The organism is Lentilactobacillus fungorum (genome assembly GCF_016860605.1).
Taxonomy (GTDB): Bacteria; Bacillota; Bacilli; order Lactobacillales; family Lactobacillaceae; genus Lentilactobacillus; species Lentilactobacillus fungorum.
Genome location: NZ_BNJR01000004.1, coordinates 403,421 through 429,771, shown reverse-complemented (window position 1 = coordinate 429,771; position 26,351 = coordinate 403,421). Strand labels below are relative to the sequence as shown.

The following is a 26,351-nucleotide window of genomic DNA, read 5'->3' as shown; positions in this document are numbered from 1 at the left end:
GAGCGGTTATCGCTCAAATCTCCCGTTTGGCTTTTAAGATCCAATGACCATTAAGCCATTTGTTTTTGAATATTAGCTAATGTCATTTCAGAAGTTGTCTCAAAGTTAATGTCAGCATCCTTTAAGATGGTTTTGTCACCAATTCCAATGGATGTTTCACCGGCGGCATTAATTGATTCAACGCCGGCTGCGGCATCTTCAACGCCGATGCATTGCTCGGGCTTTAAGTCGATTAACGCTGCACCTTTCAGGTAAATTTCAGGATCGGGTTTACCCTTACTTAGCGTTTTTGGATCAACAATTTTAGGGAAGTAGTCAGTTAATTCAAGCTTTTTTAAAACGGTTGGGGCGTTTTTAGAAGCCGACGCTAAGGACAGCAAGTAACCGCCATTTTTGATTTCGTCTAGAAAGGCCTTAATTCCCGGCAGAATGTTAGCCGGGGTCATTTTATCAACTAATTTTAGGTAATTGGTATTTTTCTCAGTTGCTAAATCGACTTTTTGATCATCGGTATATTGATCCTCAAGATTGCCAGCTTTTAGGATCATTTCCAATGAATCCATTCGACTGATGCCCTTTAAGCCGTCCTCAAGCTCTTTGGACCAAGGCGCACCGACCTTGTCGGCTACTTGGTGCCAGGCTTGACTGTGAAAAATGGATGTATCCGTAATAACACCATCTAAATCAAATACGAACCCTTTGATGTCTGAAAACTTTGCCATCGTCATCACTCCTTAATGATTTGCTTTACGAAATTGTTTATCTGTAGGTAATCTTAGTTGGTTTATTCTTGGACAGTGAGTAGGCTTTATCGGCAACCTTCACGTGACTGTTAGTATCAGCGGTGACTTTGATATGATGATGATCAATTTCAAAGCGATAAGTAATGCCTTGATAAGTCTCTTTAAACGAAAGTTGATGCCAGTTGCTTGGAAGATGCGGATTGATCGTCAATTCGTCGCTGTCAAAGCGAACACCACCATAGCATTTGGTTTCAATTTGTAGGGTGGCACCCATCACGCCAAGATGAATTCCCTCTGCAGTTGTACCACCTTGGATATCGTAGTAGTCGGAAAATAGGGCGGTTGAGAACAATTGCCACGATTGATCCATATTGCCGTCCATTTCATCTAAGACGGAGTAAACAATCCGGGAAAGGGTGGAACCATGAGTCGTCCGGTCAAGATAAAATCTGAGGTTAGTGGTAAAGTAATTTGCCGGCAATTGGTATCCCAAGCGATTAATGACAGCTTGAACCTCTGAAAATGGGAGTTCGTAATAAGCCATCAGTGTATCAGCTTGCTTGGCCACTTGATAGGAATCAGGCGATTTACCTTCACCCTTTAGTAGGCGATCGATTCTTGAAATATCACCATATTTCTTCCGGTAAGCGTCAAAGTTTAACTTGGATAGATTAAAGTAACCTGAGAATTGACCGATAATCCCTTCTTCGTTAATATCCAAGCGAAGTTTGTGGTCGATATCACCCATCTTGGCTAACAAATCAGCATTAGTTCCGGCTTTTTCGTTAGCAGCTTTCACGACAGCGGCATCTTGTTGGGCAATAATGCCGGCAACCTTATCAAACAGCCAGGAAACCATGATATTGGTGTAGGCGTTGTTGGTTAATCCTTGGTCATCAGAATTTGGATATTCTTCATGGAACTCATCTGGCCCCATTACGTGATGAATATCGTAGCGATCGGCGTCCTTATCATAAGTTGCCATGCTGACCCAGAATTTACAAATGGACAAGAGCATTTCTAACCCATAGTTTTTCATAAAGTCGGCATCACCAGTGAGGTGAACATAATTAATAACGTCGTAGGCAACAGAAATCGACACGTGGCGTTGAAGCCGGCTGTTGTCCGGATCCCAACCGCCGCTCACCGGGTTAAGGTGAACGAACTGTGATTGTTCATCGCCGTACATACCTGATTGCCATGGATACATTGCTCCTTGCTTATCTTCGGAAGCCGCATATTTGCGAGCTTCACCAAGCCGATGATACCGATATAGCAAACATTGTTTGGCAATGGCTGGATAGTGCAGTGCATAAAACGGCAAGTCAAAGGTAACATCCCAGAAAATATGGCCACGATAGGCTTCACCATGAAGGCCACGGGCACCAACTGATGCATCTAATTTCCCGGAGGAAAGGGCGGCACCAGTTACCAACAAATGATAAATATTAACCCTGGTGAGTTTCTGGCTAGTCATATCATTGTCAATCTGGATATCCGCATTCTGCCAAACGTTACTCCAGAATTTTTGACTATCACCTAGTGTATCGTCAAATGATGAGTTGTTAAGTTCGTCTTGGGCCAGACTTTCTAGATTTTGGTTCTCGTCTTGACTAGTAAAAATGGTGACACACTTTTCAAACTCGTACGTTTTTTCTGGTTCAACTTTAAGACTCAGCCGCTGCTGGATTTGCTTGTCTTCGGTTTCGGCAGTAAGTAGTTTTTGGGTGTCACAAGATTGACTGGTTAATTTTGAATTAATCACAAAATTAACATGCGAAGTCTTAGTTTGGCCACTAATAGAAATTTGGTCATCATGAGCAGCCATGCCAATGACGTCAATATGGTTTTGATTGAAGTCTTGATACCGTTCAACGTTACCATTAATAACGTCACCGTCAATCTTTGAGTAAAGTTGTAAGCTACCTGAAAAATTAATTGGTTTAAGTTCGTATTTAATGGCATAACGGTGCCAGTTTGTCATGTTGGCAACTTTAGTAGCCCGAACCTGGAGAATGTGCCCGGTGGATAATTGGATATGCAGTGTAGTCGTTAAAACACCAGTTTGTAAATCTAAGCTTCGATAGATATCTTGAATATCTTCTTTTTTGATTTGAAATGGCTGCTGGTGATCAACACCAAAGCTGATATATTGAGCATTCGGTAAATTAACCAAATCCTCGTTCACAACATCTCGTCCATTGATGTTAGTCGTTAATTGGTTATAGACACCGGCAACGTACGTTCCAGGATAGTTATCCTGATTAGCATTTGCTTCAACATAAGCGCCTCGTAGGCCAAAATAACCATTGCCAATTGTCAACATGGCTTCTTGACCATAGTTACGTTTGCCGCTGTATTCCCCATAATAATCCAGGTGCCACTTTAAGTATTCCTGCTTTTCTGCCACAGCTTTTTTTAAGCCCACTTCTTGGACTTTGTGTAGATTAACCACTGGGATGTTCATCATGTTCGCAATGGCTAACCCAATATCAATTTTTTGATGGTTGATCCCAATGATGGTGTCTGAAAATTCATAATTGAGTGAATTTTCGATAATTGCAGCGTCAACAGGTAGCCCAGTGAGGGCCGCCTTGATGTTCTCAAGATTATCGCCAATTGAAAATTTGGGGTTGTAGGTAATCATAAATTTTCTAAAAGGGGGGTTGTTGGAATCTTCTGAGTAATTGATTTCCATGACCCCATCACGAGCCCTTATCGCAAACGTTCTCATAACAAAACCTCTTCTCAAATATTTTCCGATGACAAAACTGCTTTACAAGTTAATTCTAGTCCAACCACTTATGAATCGCAATTAATTGGCGGTTTGACGCTGGTTTTTCCAATTTAACAAGCTTATTTTTTCTGTTGTTCTAGCAGATCTTTAATCTGGGATAATAAAATTTCTTTTCGGTCAACACTGGCAGTTTGTGGCTGTTTTTTAACAACTTTGTTAATTAGTTTGATCAAAATAAAGACAACAAAAGCAATGATTAAAAAGTTAATGATCGAATTAAGAAAGGCACCATATTTAAAAGTGGCCTGACCGATAGTGAATGAAAGCCTTGACAGATCAATGCGGCCGATAAAGATGCCAATGAGCGGATTGATCAGGTTAGTCGTCAGCGACGTGACAATGGCGGTAAATGCACCACCAATAATGACCCCAACTGCAAGATCAATCACGTTTCCTCTCGCAATAAATTCTCTGAATTCTTTTAACATAAAAATCAGTCTCCTAACAATTTATGTGATATGGTAATTATATTCATTATATAAAGGGAATCAGTCATAATACAAATGGCAGCTCCGCTAAATTTGTCTTTTAGATCATTTGATAAAATATGATATTATGATGTCAGTAATTTTAAAGGAGCCTAATTTTGAAGAATAAGCGAACAATTATCACAGCAATTATTGTGGCCGTCATTTTAGGGCTTGCGTTTTATCTCAGCAAAATGTTTGATCACTCGATGGCCCTTTTTGTGATCACCTGGATTGTTGCGATTGTACTGATTCGGGTAATATTAACGCCACTCGTTGTTTGGCTTGTTAGAACCAGGGATGCTAAAAAAGAGGCTACCCAGTCAACTGATCGGTCGCCTCAAGCAAATGATCATGATTCAAATACTTTAAATTAAGGAGAATCTTATGAAAGCAGATATGCTCAAAAAATTTTTAATACCGGCGGTTGGGGGGCTCATCTTTACGACAGCACTTTTATTTTCATCACCCACCCAAGCTGCCAGTGAGCAAACATCTGAAGTTTCGGATTCTAAACAGCAACTAGTCGATATTGTGTTAAAGCCTAAGAGTCAAACCAATTTGGATAAATTTGTTTACCAATCAGTTAATCCAAATAGCAAAAATTACCGGCGATTTGTCACGGCGGGTACTTTTGCGAAACGATTTGGACAAAAGTCGGCAAACATTGTTAAAATTCGTAAGTATTTGCATGGTCATCATCTCAAAGCCTCAGTTTATCGCGGGAATTTGGTAATGACCGTCAAGGGAACAACGCGAAACATTGAAAAAGCGTTTAAAGTCAACTTGGTAAATGTCAAATCAGACGGCATAAGCTATCAGAAATCAAAAGGTGCCCCTAAACTGCCAAAAACAATTTCCAAATCTGTTTATGCCGTTTTTGGATTATCAACGTATTCGCCATTTTCCTCAACGAAGTCAACAATTAAGCCAACTTCGTTTTATACGGCGGCTCAAACCGGCTCTGACCAACCGGCAAAATATTCGCCTAAAAAATTTGTGAATCGATACCACTTGTCTTCGCTTTATGCAAACGGCTCAACTGGTCGAAGCAAAACGATCGGAATTATTTCATTTGCCAATTTCCATCCGAATGATGTTTATCGCTATTGGGATGGGGAAGGGATTAACGTTAAGAACAACCGGTTAAGCGTTTATCGAACCAATGGGTATAAGGGCACTTGGAATGGCTATGATGAAACAACGATGGATGTTGAACAAGCGGGCGCCATTGCCCCCGATAGCAATATTCGAACATATTTGGCCCAATCAAACATTACGGGAATGGTCAATTCGATCGCAGCAGCCAATGGTCAAAATATAATTGATTCATTGTCAATTAGCTGGGGGCAAAGCGAAGCTCAGGTTGCGTATGAGATTAAGCAAGGAATTACACCCAGCAAGTACAATCAAATTTTGAATTTATTATTTGAACAGGCAGCTGCGCAAGGAATTAGTGTCTTTACGGCTAGTGGTGACAATGGGGCTTACGATGGGATTGCAACGGGCTTAACGAATGGCTTGTCGGTTGATACACCCTCTAATTCACCATATGTCACGTCAGTAGGCGGGACGACATTGCCTAAAACCTATACTGTGAATAAAAAGAAAGTTCGGGTTACTGATGAGCGGGCATGGGGTTCGGAGTTTCTTTATCCTAATTATCGCCATCAAAAATTTTTTAGCCGCCTTGATATGATTCAAAGTTATTTTTCTGGGAGCGGCGGCGGTTTTAGCCGCTACAACAAGGTACCTCGTTACCAAACGGGGGTGAGTGGTGTTGGGACTTATGATGCAACGAAGCTTTGGGCATTTAAAAAAGGGGAGCCGACATTGCTGAAGCACCCTCAAAATGTTTCCGGCAAGCATGCTGGGCGAAATGTTCCGGATATTGCCGCCAATGCTGACCCATTTACTGGCTACAGTATGTTCATTACCCCAAAAAGTAATTCAAGCGCCAAAGGAGAATGGGAAGTGACGGGGGGGACCAGTGTTGTGGCACCGCAAATGGCCGCAGCAAGTGTGCTGATGGCTGATAATGCTGTTGGTCGACTTGGATTTTGGAACCCACAAATTTACCGGTTTGCAACTGCCAATCAGTCACCCTTTACGCCGTTGGATAGTAGAACCGATAATACGAATCTTTTCTACACAGGGCAACCCGGCAAACTATATAATCAGGCAACCGGGTTAGGAACGATTGATTTTACAAAACTTGATCAAGCGTTTAATGGTCAATCAAATTAGAACCGTTACGCAAATCAGAGAGTAAGTCTACGGGGTCAAAAATTCAAACGGGGTTTCGATTAGGCAACGTTAGACTTTGATAGCCAAAAATGGCTTGCCGGCTTTGAAAGTGCTTAATGGCTCTGCCCACTTTTAAATTAGGAGGTTTTTATGGACAATCAATCACGCCAATTGATGTTTGGCGATTATTTTGAACGAGCAATGGTATTTGTTGGGTTATTTATTATTGTGGGAATTGTTCAGCTGCCGTTAGGATTGATCATTTCTGGTCGATTTTCGACACCGATTAATTATGTGATTGGCGGCGGCTATCTGGTTGGCTTTGCCATCGCCATTTGGATTGCCAATTATGCGTTTAAGAAATATGCGCGTCCGGCTAAGCGGCCAATTACGGCACAAAATATTAAGTGGATTATTTTTTCTTGGTTGGGTTTCTTCGTTATCGAAGTGGTCCTGGGATTGCTAAATCAAGCAATTTATCATGTAACGCAAACATCGAACAATGAAGTTATTCAAACAATGATGACTAATAGCCACTTAACGCTCATTTTAATGGGTTTCACGGCCGTGTTTTGTTCGCCCATCTTAGAAGAATTGGTTTTTCGCGGATTTTTAGTTGGCGCTTTCTTTAAAGCCAACAGTTTTTGGCCGCCGATTATCACCAGCGCCATTTTCTTTGCAATTCCGCATATGGAAACGATCAACGTCATTAGTTTTTCGACGTATGCGCTGTTAGGTGGCATTTTAGCCTATTTATTCGTTAAAACCAGAAATATTAAAGTCTCGATTGGCCTGCATTTTTTGAATAATTTAATTGCCGTAGGGTTGATGATTGCGCAAATTTTGGCAACTAATTCTTGAGCTTAGATTAAGTAGGGGTCACTGTTGGGTTAAATGCCAACCAAGGCAATTAATTTGTCAGATTTAATGTTCAAGGCAAGGACAAAACTTCATTTTCAGCCGTCATTGCAACTTAGATCACTAACCATATTTTGGATTAAATGTACGACAAATGGCTGAATTCAGTTTCTTAGTTTAAAAATGGTTTTCACAGTTGAGGGCTATTAACGCGTTGAGCTGATGATCCATGATTGACGAATGGGCTTCCACATACTAGCTTAAAAGCAATTTTTTCATGAGGTGATGAACGATGGGGTTGACAGTAAAATTATTCAACGATGTTTCTGAAGGCGTAAAGGGAGCTAAAAACTTAATTACAGACGTTAACGGGGTGCTGGTTGGCCAAACGACGGTTGATGATGGTGATGTTCACTCTGGGGTGACGGCAATTTGGCCGCATCAACGGGGATTGTTTAAGAATAAGGTGCCTGCCGCCTCATATGTGATTAATGGATTTGGCAAAAGTGTGGGCTTAGTTCAAATCGATGAATTGGGAACGATTGAAACGCCGTTGGTACTAACCAATACGTTTGGTGTTGGGACCGCTACCAATGCGCTTACTAAGCTGATGCTTGCATCCAATCCGGAGATCGGTGATACGACCAGTACGGTTAACCCAATTGTTGCTGAATGTAATGACGGTGACGTTTCTAATATTCGAAAAATGCGGCTCACTGAAGCCGATGTGAATGCGGCACTGAATTCTGCCAGTGACCACTTTGCTGAAGGAGCAATTGGCGCTGGGCGGGGCATGATGTGCTATGACCTAAAGGGCGGCATCGGTTCAGCTTCGCGAATCGTGCGGATTGATGATCACTCATATACAATCGGTGCTTTAGTAATGAGCAACTATGGCTTCCTTCAAGATTTAGTTGTTAACGGCCAGCCAATTGGCAAGCCACTAGCTGCACTGCTAGCCGCAGATAAACACAAAGAAGAAAAGGGGTCAATTATTACGGTTTTAGCAACGGATGCGCCCCTTAATTCACGGCAACTTAAGCGCATTGCCAAACGGGCAACAGTTGGGATCAATCGAACGGGTGGCTTTATTGGCAATGGTAGTGGTGAGATCGTTTTCGCCTTTTCAACGACTAATCTGGTTCAGCATTTTGCCAAACAGAACGTGGAAACGGTTCAAAGACTTAATGATAACGTGATTGACACATTCTTTAGGGCGACTGCAGCGGTGGTTGATGAATCTGTTTTAAGCTCGTTGGTCCACGCAGAATCAATTGTTGACCGAAAGGGGCGGCTTCGGTTTAGTTTCGTCGATGCCGCAAAAGAGTTAGTTCGTCGGCAACCTGAGTATAGCGACATGGTGAATCAAGTGTTTACGGAACTTGGGGTGATTAAATGACGCATCAGATTTTATTGAACGCTGAAAATATTAACCAGATGGCTTGGGGCGCCATCAACGGGTGTGAAGCAGCCAGCCTATTGGAGGGTCTTCATTATCAGCAAAGCGCCTTAACAATGAACTACGGCCAGTTTTTATTGGCAATGCCGATCAGTGCCGATGGGAATCCGTATCATGGCTTTGGCGGCTCACCGTTTAAGAATCAAGCCGGAAAGTTTGAGGCGATTTTTGTTCGACCGTTGATTGATTGGGCTAAGCAGTATGGCAACGTCCAAAACCTCAGTGGCGCAACGCCGCATTGGTTGTATGAATCGGTTAAACAGGGTAATCCGGTTTTAACATATGTAACCGTGCATTTTGAAGCGCCGGAATTTGAAATTTATCCGTTCGGTAAAGTTCCAGCTAATAATCATGCAGTTTTACTTGATGGGGTTTGTGATCAACAGGTTCATGTTAGTGACCCAATTGATGGCCGTTACTGGTTATCTAAGAATCGCTTCGAGACAATTTATCAATCACGAAAAATGGCGATAACAATTTTGAAATGAATTTATAAAACATTCGGGTCTTACTAAATTAATATTAGAAAAGGCCTGTTTTTTTTACAATTTTATGCTAAATTAGGAACTAAGCTTTGTTAATCATTAAACAAATCATTGAGGAGTGATTTTATTATGAAGTTATCGCGAAGTATGGCCATGTTAGCGGGGGTAGCAAGTATTTCGGTGATTTTAGCCGGTTGTGGATCCAATTCCAGTCAGAAAAAGAAGACAATTACAACATCCACTGATTCTGAGTTAACAACGGTGGATCTTTCAAAGACAACGGCTGTTGGGACTTTTAACGTTTTAAATAACGTTGACGAGGGCCTGTTCCGGTTAGGAAAAGATAGCAAAGTTGAGCCAGGCATTGCGACTTCATCGACTATCTCGAAGGATGGCAAGACTTATACGTTTAACTTGCGGAAAAATGCCAAGTGGAGCAACGGCGATCCAGTTACTGCTCAGGATTTTGTCTACTCTTGGCGCCGGACGTTGAACCCAAAGACAGCTTCACAATATGGTTACTTATTCTCTGGAATTAAAAATGCTGATAAGATTCAGAACCGAAAAGCAGCGGTTTCTTCTCTGGGAATTAAAGCTGACGGTAAGTACAAGCTAGTTGTGACATTGGAACAAAGAATCCCGTACTTTAAATTGCTAATGGGCTTTCCAGTGTTCTTCCCACAAGATTCAAAAACGGTTAAAAAATATGGAAACGATTATGGCACGTCGTCTAAAACCCAAGTTTATAATGGCCCATTTACATTAACTAAGTGGACAGGGACCAATCTGAACTGGACATTAAAGAAGAACCCAAATTACTGGGATAAAAAGGCGGTCAAGGTCGATAACATTAAGTTTAGCGTGGTTAAGGATCCTTCAACGGGTCTAAACTTGTTTAATCAAAAGAAGCTCGACATGGCACAATTATCGGCTACTCAGGCTAAACAAATGAGCAATAATAAGAATATGATTTCTCGAAAACAGTCTTCTTGCTACTACATTGCGCTAAATCAAAAGAACCGGGCTTTTAAGAATTTGAAGATTAGACAAGCAATGTCAATGATTATTAATCGAAAGGTATTGGCTAATAAAGTAGTTGGCGGCGGTGCAATGGATACTGATAGTTTTGTTTCAAAAGGGTTGGCCGTATCACCTAAGAACGGGACAGACTTTACTCAAGATGTTACCGCACCGGCTTCGATGAGCTATAATCCAACTAAAGCAAAGCAACTGTTTAAAGAAGGGTTACAAGAGGTTGGTTTAAATTCGCTTCACTTTACGTTAATGAATTCAGATACTTATGATCAAAAGCAATTAAGTGAGTACCTACAAAGTGCTTTGCAAAAATTACCAGGATTAAAGGTAACATTGAACAATATTCCTGGCAGAGTCATCTTGTCAAGGCAAGCTGATCATCAGTTTACGGCAACGGTTGCTAACTGGTTTGCTGACTTTTCAGACCCGATTACCTTCTTGAACATTTTAACTTCCAACAACCCAAGTAACATCTCACAGTGGAAGAATTCGACCTATGATCAATTGATTAAAGCAAGTAACAACGATGACGGTAATAACGCAGAAGCTCGTTGGATCGATATGGTCAAAGCACAAAATTTGGCATTGAAAGATCAAGCGATCATTCCACTTTACCAATCTGGTGAGAAATGGCTGGTTAATAGCAATGTCAAAGGTGTCATCTATAACACTGCCGGCGCTAATTATAACTTTAAAAACGCATCGATTAAGTAGGGGGTAACGTTCTTGGAGCCGATGATTGAACGGATTGAAGTAAACAGCGCCGCGGTACCGCTAAAACGGCCGTTTAAAACGGCATTGAGGACGGTGACAACAGCGCAAACATTAATTGTGCGCGTCATTGATAGCACTGGTCGGATAGGATTTGGCGAAGCGGCTCCGACACCAGTGATTACCGGCGATACCATGGCAAGTATTAAAGAAGCCATTACAAACGTAATTGGCCCCAAATTAATTGGCAAGTCGCTGGTTAATTCTGAAGACCTCAAAGCCACGATTGAGCAGTCAATGGTTCATAACACCAGCCCCAAGGCCGCTGTTAATATCGCAATTAACGACTTGCTTGCCCAACATTATGGCGTACCACTTTTCCAATTACTTGGCGGCCATACTGATTCGATTTTGACGGATTACACCGTCAGCGTTGGCCCGGTTGATGACATGATTGCCCAAGCAAAAGCGTTGATTGCAGCTGGCTTTACGACGCTTAAAATTAAAGTTGGCAGTGAGTCAGAAGAAGCCGATTTGGAAAAAGTCGTCGCGATTAGACGGGCGGTAGGGCCAACAATTCAACTGAGACTGGATGCAAATCAAGGCTGGCATCCTAAACAGGCCGTTGCGGCGATTAATCGAATGGCTGACTTGGGGCTGCAAATTCAGTTGGTTGAACAGCCGGTTGTAGCGACTGATTTTGAGGGCATGGCTTATGTAACGGCTAATACAACTACAATGATTATGGCCGATGAAAGTATTTTTTCGGTCGCGGATGCCCTTAGAATTATCAAAATGAATGGTTGTGATATAATCAATTTAAAGTTAATGAAAGCTGGAGGCATCGATAATGCGCTAAAGATTAATACGTTAGCGCAAGCGGCAGGAATTCCTTGTATGGTTGGTAGTATGATTGAATCCTCCGTTTCAGTCACTGCTGCTGCGCATTTGGCGGCTGCTAAGCGAAACATTAAGTATGTTGATTTAGATGCTTCAATGATGTTTTCAAGTAATCCGGTAACGGGTGGCCTTGTTAATGAGGGTAATCGAATCAAGTTACCTCAAACTGCAGGATTAGGATTTACAACTAATGCATAGTCATGATGATGGTTCATCTCGTAATGCGTCGCTTTGCGGGATGGACCATTTTGGATGTGATATGATGGTGTAGGAATTACGATCACGATTTATTAATGTGATTGAAAAAAGACTGGAGGTGCCCATATGGAAACAAGAAGAGTAGTAGTTCCGGTTGCAACGATCTGGAAAACAAAAGATTCACCAAGAAAAGTGGATCAGCCGGCTTTGGACGGGGATGTTAAGAAATGGGTGGCCCAGATGAGTGATCAACAATCGATGGACTTATCAGAAGACGATCTATTAGAAACTCAGGCGCTGTTTAACGATGAATTAATTATTGATCACTTTGATGGTGACTGGGCTAAAGTGTTTGTGGCTAACCAACGGGATGATTCAGATTCACGTGGTTATCCGGGATGGGTGCCAACCAAGCTATTGAGTCAGCAACAAATCACTTACCCGCCCGTTACGACAACGGTTCGAATTGCTGTTAAAACCACAAATTTGTATGATGCAAACAAAAAACCGATTTTAGAATTAAGCCTAGGGACTGTTTTACCTCAAACAGGTACTGAAGGAGATTATCTTAAAGTTGTTTCACCATTGGGTTCGGGGTATATTGACAAACAGGCGGCCGTTCTGCCGTTTGTCGGCCAAAATGCCGGTGAAACGATGGTTCAAATGGGTAAGCAATTTTTAGGGATGCGCTATCTGTGGGGCGGCATTAGTTCGTATGGTTTCGATTGCTCTGGTTTTGCTTATACGCTTCATCGGGTTTTAGGATTTGATATTCCTCGGGACGCTGATGACCAGCAGGAAAGCGGTTTGCCGCTTTCGCCAGAAGAAGTTCTGCCAGGAGACTTGGTCTTTTTTGCTTATGACCATGGCACCGGCTATGTTCACCATGTTGGCATGTATATTGGAAACGGCCAAATGATTGAGTCACGAACCCCTGGTGCCAAAGTCGATATTGCCAGTTTAACGGAGCCTAAATTTGCTTCTGAGTTTGCTGGCTTTAGGAGATACTGGCGATGAGTGCTGATTGGGAAAGTAAAATTGAAAATCTGCTAGCGGTTGATTGGCTAACAGCGGGAATGATTGTCAAACTAGATAATCAAACCATCATCGAACAGCACAGTAGAGAAATTTTCCCGTCAGCATCACTTATCAAACTGGCCGTTCTAAATTACGTCTTAGATGGAGATTTTGACTTAGATGAGAAAATTCTTGTAGCAGACAAGAAGCCGGTTGGTGGGGCTGGTGTTCTTCAATTATTGTCTCAAAAGCAATGGCAGCTGCGGGACTTATTGGCGTTAATGATCAGCGTATCGGATAACTTTGCCAGTAATGTTTTAATTGCGCACTTTGGCATGGGATCGATTAACCGTTACTTGGATCAGTTAGGCTTTGAAGGGACTCGATTAAATCGCTATTTGATGGATTCAGCAGCTTTAAAACAGGGGATCGATAACCAAATCAACGCTTCAGAAGCGCTCCAGTTATTAGAAATGGCCTTGGCTCATGGGCCAATGGTGATGAGCTGGTTTAGTCATCAGCAATTCCGATACAAGTTACCGGGAAACTTCGATGAAGCTGGCAGCCGGATTCAAGTATTTAATAAAACTGGTGAGGGTAACCAAATTGATCATGATGTTGCGAGATTTGTATATGGCAATCATTTGATGGATGTTGCGTTATTGACAATTAGTCGGTCGCAACGGATGGCGGTCATTCAGCGATTTAACCAAATTGGTCAATTGTTGGCTGATGCAATAAGTGACTAAGCGGCTGTTTTGTAAAGAAGCCAAAGAGATGGCGTCCAGGTTGTTATAACCTTGAACGCCATCTCTTTGTACATAGCAATTATTCAGCTTCGTTTTGATTGTAAGCATCTAATTTGTCTTCAATTAGTTGGATTGCTTTTGAACAATCTTGCTTATCAGTGTCCTGTAACCCTAACACGTCAAAACAGTGACTTACGTGATCAAAGACTTTGTCCCGCTCTTGGGCGGCCATTTCAGTTAATTCGATATTAACCGTACGCTCGTCTTTTGAACTACGCGTCCGACTAATCCAACCCCGGCTCTCCAGACGCTTGAGAAGTGGCGTAAGAGTGCCGCTATCCAAGTTGAGATGTTGCCCCAATTCTTTCACTGTTAAAGGCGCATATTGCCATAATGTCAGCATAGCAATATACTGGGGATAGGTTAAATTAAATGGTTTTAGAGCGGTTTGATAAAAATGGTTAAATTTTTTATTGGCGGTGTAAAGCTGAAAACATAATTGCGTATCTAATTGGATGGGTTGTGTATTAGCCATGAACTTAGCTCCTATTAGTTTTAGTTATTATATAGTGTCATTGTATAGGATTTGAAAATAAAAGCAAGAAGAGTGCCCATGTACTATCAAATTGTGGACAACCTTTTTAATCTGTTGTAAAGGAATGGGACGTATGAAGATTAGTCGTTTAAGATTGAGTACTTGGTTGTTTATCGTGACGCTTGTTTCGATGATTGGCTACATTGGCTACTATGGCTTTTGGTATTTTAAAGGGCAGCCCAAGTTTCACAATCAAGTGCTGCTTTTGATTGAGGTGGTCGTTGGCATTCTCATTTCGGTTTTACCATTTATAATTGAAAAGATTGGTAATTTTTATTTTCCGCAAATCGAATTAATCTTCTTTTATATCTTTTTATACATGTCAATCTTCTTGGGATCGGGACTCCAATTCTACGGGGTACCGTTTTGGGATAAATATGAACACGTCTTTTCTGCAATGATGCTTGCTGGACTGGGTTTTTCGATCTTTCAGGGGTTGATGAATTCACGTGACAATGCTCGACGGGCCCCGTTCTTGATGAGTTTGTTTGCTTTTGCTTTCGGGACCGCTTGTGGCGTGTTTTGGGAACTCTACGAATTTACCGCAGATGGTTTGGGTGGATTAAATCTTCAGCGTTATGAGCAAGCCGGCCGAATGCTCGTTGGCCGGGCAGCATTAATGGATACCATGACAGACCTGATCGCTGACTTAGCTGGCGCGTTCCTAATGGCTTTAATTGGATACTTATTAATGAAAAACGATCCAAGCACCAGTCGATACTTAGTTTTTAAGTCAAAACGGCAAAACTTCTTTTCAAGTTCGTACTTTTAGTGTAGAATTATAAATGTTGATGCCCCGATGGCGGAATTGGCAGACGCGCAGCGTTCAGGTCGCTGTTTGAGAAATCAAGTACAAGTTCGAATCTTGCTCGGGGCATTTGGCGTCAAAATCAACGTTTCCGCACAAACGTTGATCTAAGGCTCTTGATCTTTTACCACATAAGATCGAGAGCCTTTTTTGTTATCTAAAAAGTTGTCGTTAGTTTCTATTAGTTTCTCTCTTTTTCAGAAAGCGGGTCAAAAAATGGTCAACGAGATGGTCAACGAAGTCGGTCAAAAAAATAAATGGTGCTAGTTTTTCTTTTTTATTGAGATGATATCTGCTTGCATGGGTGATGGCTGCTCATCTGGATCTAGTTTCTTCAGTATGTCCATCGTGCGGTTCTCTTCGCTTGTCTGAGCAGTTTTAAAGAGGTGTGCGTAGGTTGTCTGGGTAACCACCGTATTTTTGTGTCCTAAGCGTTTTGAGACGTACTGGATAGAAATGCCATTAGAGATCAGAAAACTGGCGTGGGTGTGCCGTAAGCCGTGGAAGGTGATCTTCTTGGAGATGATGTGATCATGAGCATACAGCTTTTTAAGCATGGTGTTGGCGTCAGTGTTTGAGACGACTTGGCAAAAACGTGAGTAGAACACAAAGTTGTGTGGATTTTTGTAGCCATGCTTGAGCAAGAACTCATCCAGTATCTTGCTCCAAGTCTTGAGTACGTCGATCAACTGGTCATCAATTTTGATCGTTCGATTGGACGGATCATTTTTCGTTGGCCCAAATTGGTTGTCGACATAGTACCAAACTTTGTTGATCTGCAAAGTGTGAGCATCAAAGTCGACACAATCCCAAGTTAAGCCGATAACTTCTTCATAGCGCATACCAGTCAGTAAAGCCGTGGCGATCATGGCGTTGACTACGTTGGTGATGTCGTGAATATTTTCGGTTGTGTAGGCGAGGAGCTTGCTCATGTCGTCCATGTCCAAATATTTTTCAGCTTGCTTTTTGCCAGATAAGCCAGATAGCTCGGCACCCTCAGTAAAGTCAAATTTGATTTTACCCATCTGGTAAGCCTTTTTGATTGCGGCTCGAAATTGGCTGTGTACTTTGCGGACTGAAGCGATTGTGTGCTTGCTACCGTAGTCGTTGATAAATTTCTGATAGTCGTCATAGTCAATCGAGTTGATCGACCGCTCATCAAAGAAGTCACCAATCACCGTCTTAGTGGCCTCATAGCGCCGCTGAGTTGCCGGGGCAAGTCGCGGCTTCTTGTAAGTGTCAAACCAGTTGTGAAAGTAATCCGTGACGGTCTCTTTAGAAAGATTGCTACTGCCACGTTTTTGGATCTCAGCTTCTTGTGCAGTCGCCCAGGCACGGGCAGCTGACTTGGTGGCAAAACCAGCCTTGTTGAGCCGCTTACGCCGTCCGTTTTCTTGGTATGATAATCGTGCCGCCCAAGACTTATCGAGCTTATAGATCGATGCCATGTCATCATCTCCTCGTACATACGTTCACGTTACGTGTTAAATAAAAGCCCTGTTTAAGGGCTGACCAAACCAAATTTAACGGCATCATTATCTTTCACCAGTGTGCCGTTATTGATCTTTAAATGGTCTCTAAAGGGTTCGAACCAATATGTCACGGTTATCAGCCGCACGCTCTACCCGTTGAGCTAAGAGACCGATTTACCATACCTGAGTCGAACAGGTATGGTGCTGAGTGGGGTGGCTACTAATCTTGGGGTATATTTGTAATTCCCTTTATCCATATTTACCCAAACCAACTGTGCAAAAACCAACCCAGGATACCGGTTACGGCTGGAAGCAATAGATATTTAAATGAGAAATCCCATAATGTTAATTTTATTTGTTGCGGAATATTTTTAATATCTGATCTGATACTTACCATATCCTGTTTTATTTGACTGATATCACCGCTTTGCTTGCCCAAGCGATCATCAATTTTATCAAAGCGGCTATTCATTGAGTCAAATCTTTTATCCATTAATAAATTAGATTCCTGACTTTGATGAATAAGTAATTAATGGTGGCGCTTTCCTGTGAAATAAGGTGTTAGGTAGTTTAATGGGGCGCACTCAGGCTTAAGGGGTTTAAAATGGTTTATTGTTTTTGTTGCCTCTGGGGCATCGGTTTTTAAGCATGCATAGCGGACACCATTAGTATCTTCAATAATAAAAATACGATTAAAGTCATTTCGCGTGTTAACAATTTTTGCGTTTTCATGTTTGATATTAAATATGTCTATATAACTCATAGCAATAATCCCTTCTGTTTATTCCTGCGAATCTTACGGATGGCTAAGGCGTCTCACATAATCATCTCTTTCGCAGGTTAATATGGTTTATTGAGAATCGTTGGTTTTCTTCAATATTTCAACGACCTCTTTTAGGTATTGAGCTTCGATTGAGATTGGAGCGGCTGCTTTTTCTTTTTTAGGCATGATCTTATTGACACCTTTAATCAGTAAGAATACAACGAATGCAATAATCAAAAAATTAATAATTGAATTAATAAAGGCTCCGTACTTAAATGTTGCATTACCAACTTTAAAGACTAATTTGGAAAAATCAATTTGGCCCAAAAAGATTCCTATAAATGGATTAATTAAATTATCGACCAGTGATTTAACAATAGCAGTGAATGCAGCTCCAATAATGACACCAACTGCTAAATCCATAACATTTCCACGTGCAATAAAATTCTTGAATTCTTTTAACATAACATTCCTCCACTGTTGTATTTTTTAAAGTTATCCAAAATATATACCAATTAAAGCTCCGATGATTCCGACTATCAGTGGGAGTACTATATTTTTAAAAAGGACGCGACGCTTATACGAGTTCAACGTATTAGAAAGTTTGCCAACTTGATCAGATAGATGTGTGACACTTTGTTGTAGATCTGTAATGTATTTAGTTTGTAAATCAATGACGCGTTGTTGTTCGTAAAAGTGATCATTTACTTTGTCAAAGTTCTTGATGGTTTCATCAAAAATATAGACTTGTCCTTGAGTTAAATGGTAGTGTTGATTTTGTTCAACCATTTTTAAATTGCCTCTTTCCCTAGAATGTTTTATTGTGGTGTGACGGTTTGAAAGCTGTCACCCACCTTTATCCTGCATAAAACTCTGAGCAATTTTTGACTCATCATATCCTTAATCAATCCAGCATATCAGTAGAAACCATAAGCATGTTTCATAATATCCCCTGTGGGGGAGCCAATGCATTACAGAGGGCTTTTAATAAAAAGTTTCCGCTTTTAGCGTCATCAGCATTTGGACCAATTTCCCCGGTAGGAGTTGGACCTATCGCTGGCACCGGTGGGGAAGGTGAATCAATAACACCATTTACACATTCTGTAGCCATGATGGCGTGCCCACTTTAAGGTGACATGTTTCTTAGACTTAGCATTACTCAGCCCACGGCAATGTTTAGAATGATGCCACTTTTTACCATGGTTGGGTGCAATCCACACATATGTAGTCTTAGCGTGGGCGTCTACATTAGCTGGGATGGTTGGTGCAGCACCACCTAGCACTAAAGTAAACATAACGGAAAGCATAACGGCCGTTCTCTTCAACGCTTTCACAATAACTCGCCTCTAGTTTTTTCAGCTTTTAAAGTCATCAGGATTTGGACTGTAATTCCCCATGCCTGAGTTGAACAGGTATTAGTTCCGAGTGGGGAAAATTAACCAATTATTGATTATTTAAGTTTGAGTTATGACTTTGTAAATATGATTTACTTGGATGTTGAAGCATAATAAAAACAGCAGCTACAATCAAAACAACCATCGCAGGGAAAGCCATCGCTGCAGTAACTCCAAATAATGCACTACCAATAATGCCTAACACTGACCCAACAAGAGAGATTCCATGCCGCCTAGATTGCAACAATGCAATGATGTTAAGGATTACCCCAATCCAAGCCATCACATAGAAAAAAGTCCCAGAAGAATCTGCGGCACCGGATCCTGATGATAAGGCCGCTCCAAACACAACAAACCACGAAGCTGCGAACAGAACACAATTGACAATATCAAGAATTCCCGTCCATGTGTTGATCTTTAATCGCTTCATAAATAAAACCCCCATGATGAATTCAGCTTTTAACGTCGTCAGTATTTGGACGTAGCAATCAATTCAAATTGACATTAATTGTTTTATCGTCCAAAAATGACGGTTGATATTCTAGCTTCAGTTTCGCATCTTTTTTTGCTTGACCAATTAAATTTCCCGAGACAGTAGCACCCTTATCAAGTGATCCACTGTCTAAGGTGTTGTTTTCATAATTACCAGATGTTAAGATTTCTCCAAAATCAGTTGTATTACCATTAGCGCTCAGTTGAAAATCCATCTCGTTGTAATCTTGCTTTTCATGACTATCATTTTTAATGGTAACGTTGCAGATAACATATTGATTACCACTCTTGGGTGTGTCCATACTGTTTCCACTAAAGTATTTAACTCGGTTAACCTTGAACTTATATCCTTTATAGTTTACAACTTGCCCCACTTTATAGGTTCGCTTAAACGGCGAAACTTTGTGAGCCTTCGGTTTTCTATCTGATGAGCTGGATGAACTACTGGAATCATTCATCATACCCCCAAGCACAAGCACGATGATAATAACTAATATCCAAAACCACCAAACTTTATACCATGGCTTTGGCTGTTTCTTCTGATTATCCATTTAACTCAACCCCCTAATAAAATATCGATACTGCTCTAAACGAGAATATTTGATCTATCAGCCCCTTACTTTAATAAGCTTGTTGCAAAAACATACTTACCTAATATCCTAAAGTCTTGTTCGATGTTCTTAGGAAAGATCAGCGGCTTATAAATAGGATTAAATGATTCTGGTTCAAAGATAACAGCCTTTGATGTTTCTTTGAACCTCTTTAGTGTAGCATTTTCTCCATCTACCAGAACGGCGCATATGTCGCCATTATCTATCCCACAATCTTTAACAAATACGGCAATAAACCCTGGTGCAATAACCTTGCTCATTGAATCTCCATTAACCTGTAATGCAAACAAGTTGTCACGACCATACCTATCTATTAGTTCATCGGGAATGATTGTTTGACCAATGATGTGTTCATCAGCGAAGGTAGGGATACCAGCGGTAATTTTCCCATAAACGTCTAATGGTTCATGTGATGTTTCCCATTTTGTGGTTGCCGAAATTGTTGCACCATCACTTGTTGGCTCAACAGTTAGTTTGTCCACTGAAGGGGTGTATCCAGCCAACTCCATGAGTTTTAGATAGTCAATGTGATATGCATCTGCAAGTATCTTCAAAGTTTCAGGACTGGGATTTATAGGATTACCGCGACGATTTACTCCCTTTTCCAAATCGCCAATGTAAGAAAAGCTCAGTTTCCCATTAATTCGATGGGAAACGTCTCGAAGCGATTCTTTGCCACGAAGTTGTTTCAAATATTTACCAAGTTCGTTACTCATAAGATCCACTCCTTAGGTTAATTGTAAGATATGTCACACAATAATAAAATAAAAATAAAATAATTTACTGTAATACATTGACAACATGTGCGATATGTCATACAATAAGGTTGTTGATTAGAGGAGGTGAAAAAATGAAGAATCGAATTGCAGAAGTGCGTAAGGCAAAGCATATTACGCAAGAACAGCTTGCTCAAGCATTACACACAAATAGGGCTTACTTGAGCAATCTAGAGAATGGTAAGAATGATCCTTCTGTCGATCTTGGCGGACGGATTGCACAATCGCTTGGCGAAACTGTTGAAAGTATTTTTTTTACTGATGATGTACGACATGAACGACATAAACATGCAACACTGCCCATACCACCAAGAAAGGAGGTGAAAGAATGAGTAAAAAAGAAGAAGTACCAGTAGTAATTGTTCATCCGGCTAATGATCCTGATTTTGGCGGTTCAATGCTGAACAGTAAGTTTTGGGACCGAATCGTGGTCACTACGACAGAAGGTAAAAAAGTAGCAGAGATCAATACTGACGATGCGACCCCTGCTACTGGATATTTGATTAAGGCGTATCCAAATAAGGACTAACCCTTAGGAGGATGTGGATCATGACCATGACTATCTTTGCGAGAGATTTTTCCGTCACGATTATGAACTACTAATTCGGAATGCTGATTGTCAGCAATTTTACGAGCCACTTTCTCAGCTTCTTTTTTGTTATCAAAGTTAGCAGTTGCTCGTGAATTACCAGCGCCCTTTACATTCCAACCGCCTTTACCATCAGGAACGACATGTTGATCAGCCATTTATGTCACCACCTTTAATGGAATAACTCAATTATCCCACTAAAGAAACGAAAGGAGGTGAATAAATGACCGAACAAGATTTACAGGGTTATTAATACTTTTTTTCTCAATCAAGCAAAAAAATATTAATAACGAAAGTCCTGCAATGATCGCAACCGTCACAGAACTCTATCAAGTAGTTATTAGAAAATCCCCCACAAAGGAGTGAGAGATTAGTCGTTTAGAACCTTGGAAGGCTTAGTAAGTTGTCAGATGTTGTTGCATTGGGGTCTGTTTGAATATAGGGCTTCTTAGGTAAGTGAGGGTGAACTACTTTTACGTCTACTTTGGAATGAGCAGAGTTTGTGAAGAAGTAGTCGTTGCCCAGGTCAAGCCAAGCAACGACTTGTTCCTTAGTTTCAACGTCGCCATTGGCTAATTCTACGGAGACAATTTCACTTTCTTTGGTTGCAGAATCATTCTCTGTATGAACTTTTACAATTTTATGCTCCATACTATTCACCTCCTTGTAAGGTGGGAATCGTAGATAAAAATGGTTACTCATTCAAGTATTTAATTAGCAAACCGAGTGCCGTTAATATTGTGGCGATATTCGCAAAATATTCGGCTGGACCTTTAGTTTGCGTGTAGATGTATTTAAGGGTGTTAAAAATGAAAGCCAAATAATCAAAGATTCGAGGTGCTAACAAATCAAGACTTGGTACAACAATATTGTCTCTTTCTGTGATGTCTTCCTGATTTTGGGAACCACTTTCTTCGGCGTAGGCTTTTGCTTCTTCAATGATATCTTCCCAATTGACAAGATTTGCAGCTTCGCTCAAATCACTGCTCTGGTGCTGGATGTCTATATTTTCTTCGATCCTGGTGTCAGGAGAAACCTTGTCGATGCTCGAAAGAAGTTCTTTAGTAAATTTTTGTTTGGTCACAAGTCTTAAAGACTTAATTTGTTGGATACTTCGGGGACCAATATCAGTTCCAAGAAGCCGGTCTAACTTTTGAATTTGAATTTGAATACGAAAATCTTCAGAGGCTGACAGGTTTCCTTTAGAGAGTGAAAGGTATGACGAAAAGTTACTCTGGGGACTTCACCAAACACAATCTAGCCTTGCTGTTCCAAATAAGTAATCCACTTAACTAAAACGGAGACTGTTTGCTCAGCAAGGTCTGATCCATAGTTCATCGTGACCCAGACAATGAAGGTGATGAAATTGCCGATAAGATATGAACGTATTTCGTTTGGCATATTGTTGCGTAAACTACTGATTGACCAAAGAGAGGAGCTATTAGGTTGCACGATATTTTCGTAACCTTCATCCAATTGAGCATTAGTTTCATCATTTTGAGTGGCTTTATTGCTTACTGCGTCTTCATCTGGAGTGGAATCGTTTTTTACTTCCGTTCCAGTACTTTCTTTGGGAGCTTTGTCCGGCACTATGTCCGACGACTGTGGAACTTCTTTCGGAAGCAGCGCAGATAGAACAACAGAGGAGGTAATTGAATGGCACGGCATATAAGTCAAAACGCTGCGGTTCGAAAAGTATATATTCTGGGTTCGTCAAAGACGTTTGATTCATTTGCGGAGGCGGTGAAGTATCGTCAAAAGATTAATTCGGTATCTCCAATTTTTGAATATCTGTCACCTGAAATAACAAAGAAGTCTCTTGGGTTTCAGACCAAAGGTACCCCGACTTCGGACGCAACCATTTTGGAGCCCATTTCGAGTGTCGAATGCGACCCCATAAGTTATGAGATTGGGCAAGCTTCAATACGATCATGCCATCACTATAGGTTGTGTCAGCATGAAAAACTAAATCAAGTTGAACGAAGCCATGTGCTGGTACGGTTCCATAGTTTGTTTTTGGTAATTCTATTGCAATTGATTCATCAGATGGTTTGCCATCTTTAAATGGGATTAAAGCTTCAGCAGTTTTACCCGCCAAATTATTTAAATAGCTGAATTGAACCGATGTATAGTAATTGATTTCATCAGTATCTGAAAGCATTCGCAAATCAAAGTAGCTTATATCATTTGTTGAAGGATTAATTAACCACATGGTTAAGTGCTGCATGCTGGTTTCTTGATTGATGATTGATCCACCATCGCTTAAAAGTATTCCAGCGGTTGGCTTGGCAATTTTATCGCATTCTACCAGTAGCTTCGCATGATCATTTTTCCAAGCTATAAAACCAGCAATGGCTGTGAGGATCGCAATCCATTGAGTTGATATTTGGTGCAAAATCCATTCAACTACCGCGTTCATTTTTCCACCTCGTTGTAGGGCGGGAAGTCGTGACCGGTAAGAATCTTCCAAACACGTTCTTTTTCGTCAGGCGTTAGTGCTTGACCCAATTCTTGCCACCTATCAGCTTCCTGGTCAGGAGATGATCCATCTGGTCGCTGATTATACGGTGGGAAGTCTAAAAGCTCCGTGAGGGACATATTGAGACCATTGGCAATCTTAACGAGTGTTTTAAGCTTGGGGCTTGCACTATCACCTCTAAAAATGGCATTTACAGAAGATTGTCCCAAAGAAGATAAGGTTGCAAGTCTGTTGATTGTGATATCTCTATCTTTAATAAGTTTTGTTAACCTGTCGGCTATTAATTCGGAATCAGCTTTCATGGAAATAGCTCCTAACAATCTTTTGCTATTAATTGTAACAACTTAAGCAAAAAAATAATGTATTTTACCAAAGAAATGTTGACATTCTGCAAAGTTTTGGCATTATATAGGTATAGGTTAACAAAAAAATGTTACCTAGAAGGAGGCAAATTAAATGACTGTAGGCATCAATGTTAGACGTCTTAGAAAAGCAAGAGGTTATTCCCAAACAGATCTAGCGATTAGAAGTGGAATTTTACAGACAACGATTAGTTCTATTGAAAGAGGCGGGGACCCAACTTCAACTAATTTATCGAAGCTCGCAGATGCGTTAAACGTAACCGCAGACGATTTATTAAAGGAAAAGGAGGTGACCAAGTAATGGACGTAACGATTGACCAGAAGTTTGCAGCTCTAACTAACGAACTTCACCAAACACAATCCGAGTTGGCCGATACACGACGTGAGCTGGACGAAGTTAAACAGAACGCCCCTAAATCACGCCGAAGTGGTGAATGGCAAAAGCTTTGGAAAGAGATCAATGAATATGTTAATACCCTTGCTGGAACGAAGGTTGGCCATTTGACATCGTTACCTGGCGCAATTAGCACAGTGATTCGACTTCACGTCAATATTCGCAATGTCAACCAAATTAACGAAACCAACATTGATGAAGCACGAAAGACTTTCGAAGCGTTGAAGAAGATTATTTAGTTTTCAAAGGACGAAAGGATGATTCGAATGAATGAACTAATTAAAACGATTAAGCGAAGCAACGGTTCCGTTGCTGTTGACGGTCGTGACTTGCATGACTTCTTAGAAGTAAAGGAACGATATAACGACTGGTTCAAAGATATGCAAAAGTATGGATTTACTGAAAACGTTGATTTCATCAGTTTTACTGGAAAAAGCGTAAAACCTCAAGGTGGTCGTCCACAGGTAAATCATGCCTTAACTTTGGACATGGCGAAAGAATTATCCATGATTCAAAGAACGGAAAAAGGTAAACAGGCTCGACAATACTTTATTGCGATGGAAAAGCAAGCTAAGCAAATGGCTTTACCACAAACGCCAGAAGAAAAGATTACGTTGCTACTTCAAAACGCCAACGAAGGCAACAAGAAGATCAACCAAATTGACAATCGAGTTAAGGACTTGGAGCACAATAAACCCTTAGCTCCTGGAGAGTACAACTATATTTCTCATGCGGTCAGTGGTGCCGTTAACACCTATGTTCAAACACATCACTTAATCTTGACCGCTAAGCAACGAGGAAAGATATCAATGGTGGCATTAAACAGATTGCAGGAATCCAAACACGAGCTCAGCTCCGCGAAAAGGATTTTGAGAACGTTGATAGGTACATTCGTAACTGGGTACCGTCAACAGCAACCATCCTGATTATCAAGCAGTTAAGCGAACCAGTTGCTAGTAACGAAGGCTAACTTCTAGCCTTACTTATATTGTACTTTGATAAGTTGGAAATTAATTATCGGCCATTTACCGATTGGAGATGATTTTTATGTATAAAGAAGCAATGCAATTAGATTCAGCGTTAAAGCATTCTGGAATTAAATCACCATTAACCAAATTGGCACATGATGTTCCCGCCAGTAAAGCCTCAATTAGCCGTTGGCGTAAGGGCTTACGCAAGATGGATAGTGACACGTTAAAGCGGACTGCAAAATTCGTTGATGACTGGTTCTACAAGTATTCCGCTGCTCGAGCTGATTACGGTACTTTATCATTTTTTAAAAGCAACCGATTGCGTGAGGGACTGTTTGCAGCAGTGGTAAATCAAAAGCAGCAGGAAGCTGATCGTCAAAAGATCCAAGATGCCGCTTTTGAAAGTGCGGCGGTGCCACCAGCAAAGCGAACCGAGCAGGACTGGAATAACCTGGACACTTTCAGCAAGGAGTTTCCCGAAGAAATCGGCGCTGATATTACGGAGCTTCTTGAATGGTGTCGATACACCGATAACGATCCTAAGCAATTAATTGCCCAATTCAACAAACGGTTAGGAGGTTAACAGTTATGGATGATGAGTCAAAGAGTGAATCTGCGGGAAAGTCACTACTTAGCAAGATGGAGGTTATCGACGAATTCTTTTCGGGACATTCTTACAACACGGTTAACCCAATCTTCTATACAAAAGATTTCCCACAAACTTTTATTCCAGGTAAGAAACGTCCGCTTTATCAAAAAGCAAAAGTTCAGAAATGGATTGACGATCATACAAAATATGGATTTTAAGGAGATGAGAACATGGTACTTGTATTACCAGATTGGGTATGGTGGGTTGTCTTAGTTGCTGTTGGCTTCTTTGCGGGTAACGAATACCGCAAATATCGGGATGATCCCCAGGCCTGGATGAAAGAATGGTTTGATTAAGAAATGGAGATGAAAGCTATGAATAACGACAACA

Annotated in this window: 35 protein-coding genes and 2 tRNA genes; 19 read left to right on the top strand and 18 right to left on the bottom strand. The window is 41.0% G+C overall.

Annotation, left to right across the window (positions count from 1 at the left end):
• Positions 1-50 precede the first annotated feature (50 nt).
• The 3 genes from pgmB to mscL (YK48G_RS02305) all read right to left on the bottom strand — a co-directional run bounded on the left by pgmB (position 51) and on the right by mscL (YK48G_RS02305) (position 3,968).
• A complete protein-coding gene (gene pgmB / locus YK48G_RS02315) occupies positions 51-722 on the bottom strand; it encodes a beta-phosphoglucomutase (protein ID WP_203629081.1) in 672 nt (223 codons plus the stop codon).
• 37 nt (positions 723-759) lie between these two features.
• Entirely contained in the window at positions 760-3,477 is a 2,718-nt protein-coding gene (locus YK48G_RS02310) for a glycoside hydrolase family 65 protein (protein ID WP_203629080.1), read from the bottom strand.
• 122 nt (positions 3,478-3,599) lie between these two features.
• On the bottom strand, positions 3,600-3,968 hold the full coding sequence (gene mscL / locus YK48G_RS02305) for a large-conductance mechanosensitive channel protein MscL (RefSeq protein WP_203629079.1): 369 nt from the start codon (positions 3,966-3,968) through the stop codon (positions 3,600-3,602).
• Positions 3,969-4,126: 158 nt separating this feature from the next.
• On the opposite strand from mscL (YK48G_RS02305), the gene YK48G_RS02300 reads away from it, so the two are divergent.
• The 9 genes from YK48G_RS02300 (at position 4,127) to YK48G_RS02260 (ending at position 13,666) form a co-directional block, all read left to right on the top strand.
• Positions 4,127-4,384: a hypothetical protein gene (locus YK48G_RS02300; protein WP_203629078.1), complete on the top strand. Its 258-nt coding sequence runs from the start codon at positions 4,127-4,129 to the stop codon at positions 4,382-4,384.
• A 10-nt stretch (positions 4,385-4,394) separates the two neighbouring features.
• Complete coding sequence (locus tag YK48G_RS02295) at positions 4,395-6,254, top strand: S53 family peptidase (protein WP_203629077.1); 1,860 nt, start codon at positions 4,395-4,397, stop codon at positions 6,252-6,254.
• A gap of 150 nt (positions 6,255-6,404) precedes the next feature.
• Positions 6,405-7,115 carry a CPBP family intramembrane glutamic endopeptidase gene (locus YK48G_RS02290; protein WP_203629076.1) on the top strand — a complete coding sequence of 237 codons (711 nt, stop codon included), beginning with the start codon at positions 6,405-6,407 and terminating at the stop codon, positions 7,113-7,115.
• Between the two features lie 289 nt (positions 7,116-7,404).
• Positions 7,405-8,511 (top strand): DmpA family aminopeptidase, encoded by a 1,107-nt coding sequence (locus YK48G_RS02285; protein ID WP_203629075.1) that lies wholly within the window; start codon positions 7,405-7,407, stop codon positions 8,509-8,511.
• Positions 8,508-9,059: a C39 family peptidase gene (locus YK48G_RS02280; RefSeq protein ID WP_203629074.1), complete on the top strand. Its 552-nt coding sequence runs from the start codon at positions 8,508-8,510 to the stop codon at positions 9,057-9,059. The genes YK48G_RS02285 and YK48G_RS02280 overlap by 4 nt, the downstream gene beginning before the upstream one ends.
• A gap of 126 nt (positions 9,060-9,185) precedes the next feature.
• Positions 9,186-10,805 carry a peptide ABC transporter substrate-binding protein gene (locus YK48G_RS02275; RefSeq protein ID WP_203629073.1) on the top strand — a complete coding sequence of 540 codons (1,620 nt, stop codon included), beginning with the start codon at positions 9,186-9,188 and terminating at the stop codon, positions 10,803-10,805.
• 21 nt (positions 10,806-10,826) lie between these two features.
• Entirely contained in the window at positions 10,827-11,900 is a 1,074-nt protein-coding gene (locus YK48G_RS02270) for a dipeptide epimerase (RefSeq protein WP_203629113.1), read from the top strand.
• Positions 11,901-12,026: 126 nt separating this feature from the next.
• Entirely contained in the window at positions 12,027-12,917 is an 891-nt protein-coding gene (locus YK48G_RS02265) for a C40 family peptidase (protein WP_203629072.1), read from the top strand.
• On the top strand, positions 12,914-13,666 hold the full coding sequence (locus YK48G_RS02260; protein ID WP_203629071.1) for a serine hydrolase: 753 nt from the start codon (positions 12,914-12,916) through the stop codon (positions 13,664-13,666). The genes YK48G_RS02265 and YK48G_RS02260 overlap by 4 nt, the downstream gene beginning before the upstream one ends.
• Positions 13,667-13,745: 79 nt before the next feature.
• On the opposite strand, the gene YK48G_RS02255 is transcribed toward YK48G_RS02260, so the two are convergent.
• Positions 13,746-14,201 (bottom strand): MarR family winged helix-turn-helix transcriptional regulator, encoded by a 456-nt coding sequence (locus tag YK48G_RS02255; protein WP_203629070.1) that lies wholly within the window; start codon positions 14,199-14,201, stop codon positions 13,746-13,748.
• Between the two features lie 133 nt (positions 14,202-14,334).
• On the opposite strand from YK48G_RS02255, the gene YK48G_RS02250 reads away from it, so the two are divergent.
• On the top strand, positions 14,335-15,033 hold the full coding sequence (locus YK48G_RS02250) for a DUF2238 domain-containing protein (RefSeq protein ID WP_203629069.1): 699 nt from the start codon (positions 14,335-14,337) through the stop codon (positions 15,031-15,033).
• Between the two features lie 21 nt (positions 15,034-15,054).
• Positions 15,055-15,138, top strand: a tRNA-Leu gene (locus YK48G_RS02245).
• 194 nt (positions 15,139-15,332) lie between these two features.
• On the opposite strand, the gene YK48G_RS02240 is transcribed toward YK48G_RS02245, so the two are convergent.
• The 8 genes from YK48G_RS02240 to YK48G_RS02205 all read right to left on the bottom strand — a co-directional run bounded on the left by YK48G_RS02240 (position 15,333) and on the right by YK48G_RS02205 (position 20,517).
• The gene (locus YK48G_RS02240) at positions 15,333-16,517 is read right to left on the bottom strand and encodes a tyrosine-type recombinase/integrase (RefSeq protein WP_203629068.1); all 1,185 of its coding nucleotides are present in this window, start codon (positions 16,515-16,517) and stop codon (positions 15,333-15,335) included.
• 123 nt (positions 16,518-16,640) lie between these two features.
• Positions 16,641-16,712 (bottom strand) — tRNA-Ile (locus tag YK48G_RS02235).
• A gap of 88 nt (positions 16,713-16,800) precedes the next feature.
• Positions 16,801-17,034 (bottom strand): hypothetical protein, encoded by a 234-nt coding sequence (locus tag YK48G_RS02230; RefSeq protein WP_203629067.1) that lies wholly within the window; start codon positions 17,032-17,034, stop codon positions 16,801-16,803.
• Between the two features lie 357 nt (positions 17,035-17,391).
• Entirely contained in the window at positions 17,392-17,769 is a 378-nt protein-coding gene (gene mscL / locus YK48G_RS02225) for a large-conductance mechanosensitive channel protein MscL (protein ID WP_203629066.1), read from the bottom strand.
• Positions 17,770-17,799: 30 nt separating this feature from the next.
• Complete coding sequence (locus YK48G_RS02220; RefSeq protein ID WP_203629065.1) at positions 17,800-18,093, bottom strand: hypothetical protein; 294 nt, start codon at positions 18,091-18,093, stop codon at positions 17,800-17,802.
• A gap of 654 nt (positions 18,094-18,747) precedes the next feature.
• Positions 18,748-19,128, bottom strand: coding sequence for a transporter (locus YK48G_RS02215; protein WP_203629064.1), 381 nt, complete (start codon positions 19,126-19,128; stop codon positions 18,748-18,750).
• Between the two features lie 58 nt (positions 19,129-19,186).
• Positions 19,187-19,741 (bottom strand): DUF4352 domain-containing protein, encoded by a 555-nt coding sequence (locus YK48G_RS02210; RefSeq protein WP_203629063.1) that lies wholly within the window; start codon positions 19,739-19,741, stop codon positions 19,187-19,189.
• A gap of 65 nt (positions 19,742-19,806) precedes the next feature.
• Positions 19,807-20,517 carry a helix-turn-helix domain-containing protein gene (locus YK48G_RS02205; RefSeq protein WP_203629062.1) on the bottom strand — a complete coding sequence of 237 codons (711 nt, stop codon included), beginning with the start codon at positions 20,515-20,517 and terminating at the stop codon, positions 19,807-19,809.
• A gap of 134 nt (positions 20,518-20,651) precedes the next feature.
• Here YK48G_RS02205 and YK48G_RS02200 point away from each other — a divergent pair, with 134 nt between their 5' ends.
• Together YK48G_RS02200 and YK48G_RS02195 are read left to right on the top strand one after the other, a co-directional pair.
• Positions 20,652-20,909 carry a helix-turn-helix transcriptional regulator gene (locus tag YK48G_RS02200; protein WP_203629061.1) on the top strand — a complete coding sequence of 86 codons (258 nt, stop codon included), beginning with the start codon at positions 20,652-20,654 and terminating at the stop codon, positions 20,907-20,909.
• A complete protein-coding gene (locus YK48G_RS02195; RefSeq protein WP_203629114.1) occupies positions 20,906-21,106 on the top strand; it encodes a hypothetical protein in 201 nt (66 codons plus the stop codon). The genes YK48G_RS02200 and YK48G_RS02195 overlap by 4 nt, the downstream gene beginning before the upstream one ends.
• Here YK48G_RS02195 and YK48G_RS02190 read toward each other — a convergent pair.
• The 6 genes from YK48G_RS02190 to YK48G_RS02165 all read right to left on the bottom strand — a co-directional run bounded on the left by YK48G_RS02190 (position 21,103) and on the right by YK48G_RS02165 (position 23,947).
• Entirely contained in the window at positions 21,103-21,324 is a 222-nt protein-coding gene (locus YK48G_RS02190) for a DUF2188 domain-containing protein (protein WP_085013283.1), read from the bottom strand. The two genes, YK48G_RS02195 and YK48G_RS02190, sit on opposite strands and share 4 nt — an antisense overlap.
• A 220-nt stretch (positions 21,325-21,544) precedes the next feature.
• Positions 21,545-21,817: a DUF3892 domain-containing protein gene (locus tag YK48G_RS02185; protein WP_203629060.1), complete on the bottom strand. Its 273-nt coding sequence runs from the start codon at positions 21,815-21,817 to the stop codon at positions 21,545-21,547.
• A gap of 43 nt (positions 21,818-21,860) precedes the next feature.
• The gene (locus tag YK48G_RS02180; RefSeq protein WP_203629059.1) at positions 21,861-22,250 is read right to left on the bottom strand and encodes a hypothetical protein; all 390 of its coding nucleotides are present in this window, start codon (positions 22,248-22,250) and stop codon (positions 21,861-21,863) included.
• A gap of 173 nt (positions 22,251-22,423) precedes the next feature.
• A complete protein-coding gene (locus YK48G_RS02175) occupies positions 22,424-22,756 on the bottom strand; it encodes a hypothetical protein (protein ID WP_203629058.1) in 333 nt (110 codons plus the stop codon).
• A 172-nt stretch (positions 22,757-22,928) separates the two neighbouring features.
• Positions 22,929-23,585, bottom strand: a complete 657-nt coding sequence (locus YK48G_RS02170) for a hypothetical protein (protein ID WP_203629057.1) — start codon at positions 23,583-23,585, stop codon at positions 22,929-22,931.
• Positions 23,582-23,947: a helix-turn-helix domain-containing protein gene (locus YK48G_RS02165; protein ID WP_203629056.1), complete on the bottom strand. Its 366-nt coding sequence runs from the start codon at positions 23,945-23,947 to the stop codon at positions 23,582-23,584. The genes YK48G_RS02170 and YK48G_RS02165 overlap by 4 nt, the downstream gene beginning before the upstream one ends.
• 154 nt (positions 23,948-24,101) lie before the next feature.
• On the opposite strand from YK48G_RS02165, the gene YK48G_RS02160 reads away from it, so the two are divergent.
• The 6 genes from YK48G_RS02160 to YK48G_RS13590 all read left to right on the top strand — a co-directional run bounded on the left by YK48G_RS02160 (position 24,102) and on the right by YK48G_RS13590 (position 26,317).
• The gene (locus YK48G_RS02160) at positions 24,102-24,308 is read left to right on the top strand and encodes a helix-turn-helix domain-containing protein (RefSeq protein ID WP_203629055.1); all 207 of its coding nucleotides are present in this window, start codon (positions 24,102-24,104) and stop codon (positions 24,306-24,308) included.
• Positions 24,308-24,640, top strand: coding sequence for a hypothetical protein (locus tag YK48G_RS02155; protein ID WP_203629054.1), 333 nt, complete (start codon positions 24,308-24,310; stop codon positions 24,638-24,640). Before YK48G_RS02160 ends, YK48G_RS02155 begins: the two co-directional genes overlap by 1 nt.
• A 27-nt stretch (positions 24,641-24,667) precedes the next feature.
• Positions 24,668-25,327 carry an antA/AntB antirepressor family protein gene (locus YK48G_RS02150; RefSeq protein ID WP_373300143.1) on the top strand — a complete coding sequence of 220 codons (660 nt, stop codon included), beginning with the start codon at positions 24,668-24,670 and terminating at the stop codon, positions 25,325-25,327.
• Between the two features lie 121 nt (positions 25,328-25,448).
• Positions 25,449-25,955: a hypothetical protein gene (locus YK48G_RS02145; protein ID WP_203629053.1), complete on the top strand. Its 507-nt coding sequence runs from the start codon at positions 25,449-25,451 to the stop codon at positions 25,953-25,955.
• A gap of 5 nt (positions 25,956-25,960) precedes the next feature.
• On the top strand, positions 25,961-26,179 hold the full coding sequence (locus YK48G_RS02140) for a hypothetical protein (protein ID WP_203629052.1): 219 nt from the start codon (positions 25,961-25,963) through the stop codon (positions 26,177-26,179).
• A 12-nt stretch (positions 26,180-26,191) separates the two neighbouring features.
• The gene (locus YK48G_RS13590; RefSeq protein WP_284692005.1) at positions 26,192-26,317 is read left to right on the top strand and encodes a hypothetical protein; all 126 of its coding nucleotides are present in this window, start codon (positions 26,192-26,194) and stop codon (positions 26,315-26,317) included.
• The last annotated feature ends 34 nt before the right edge of the window (positions 26,318-26,351 follow it).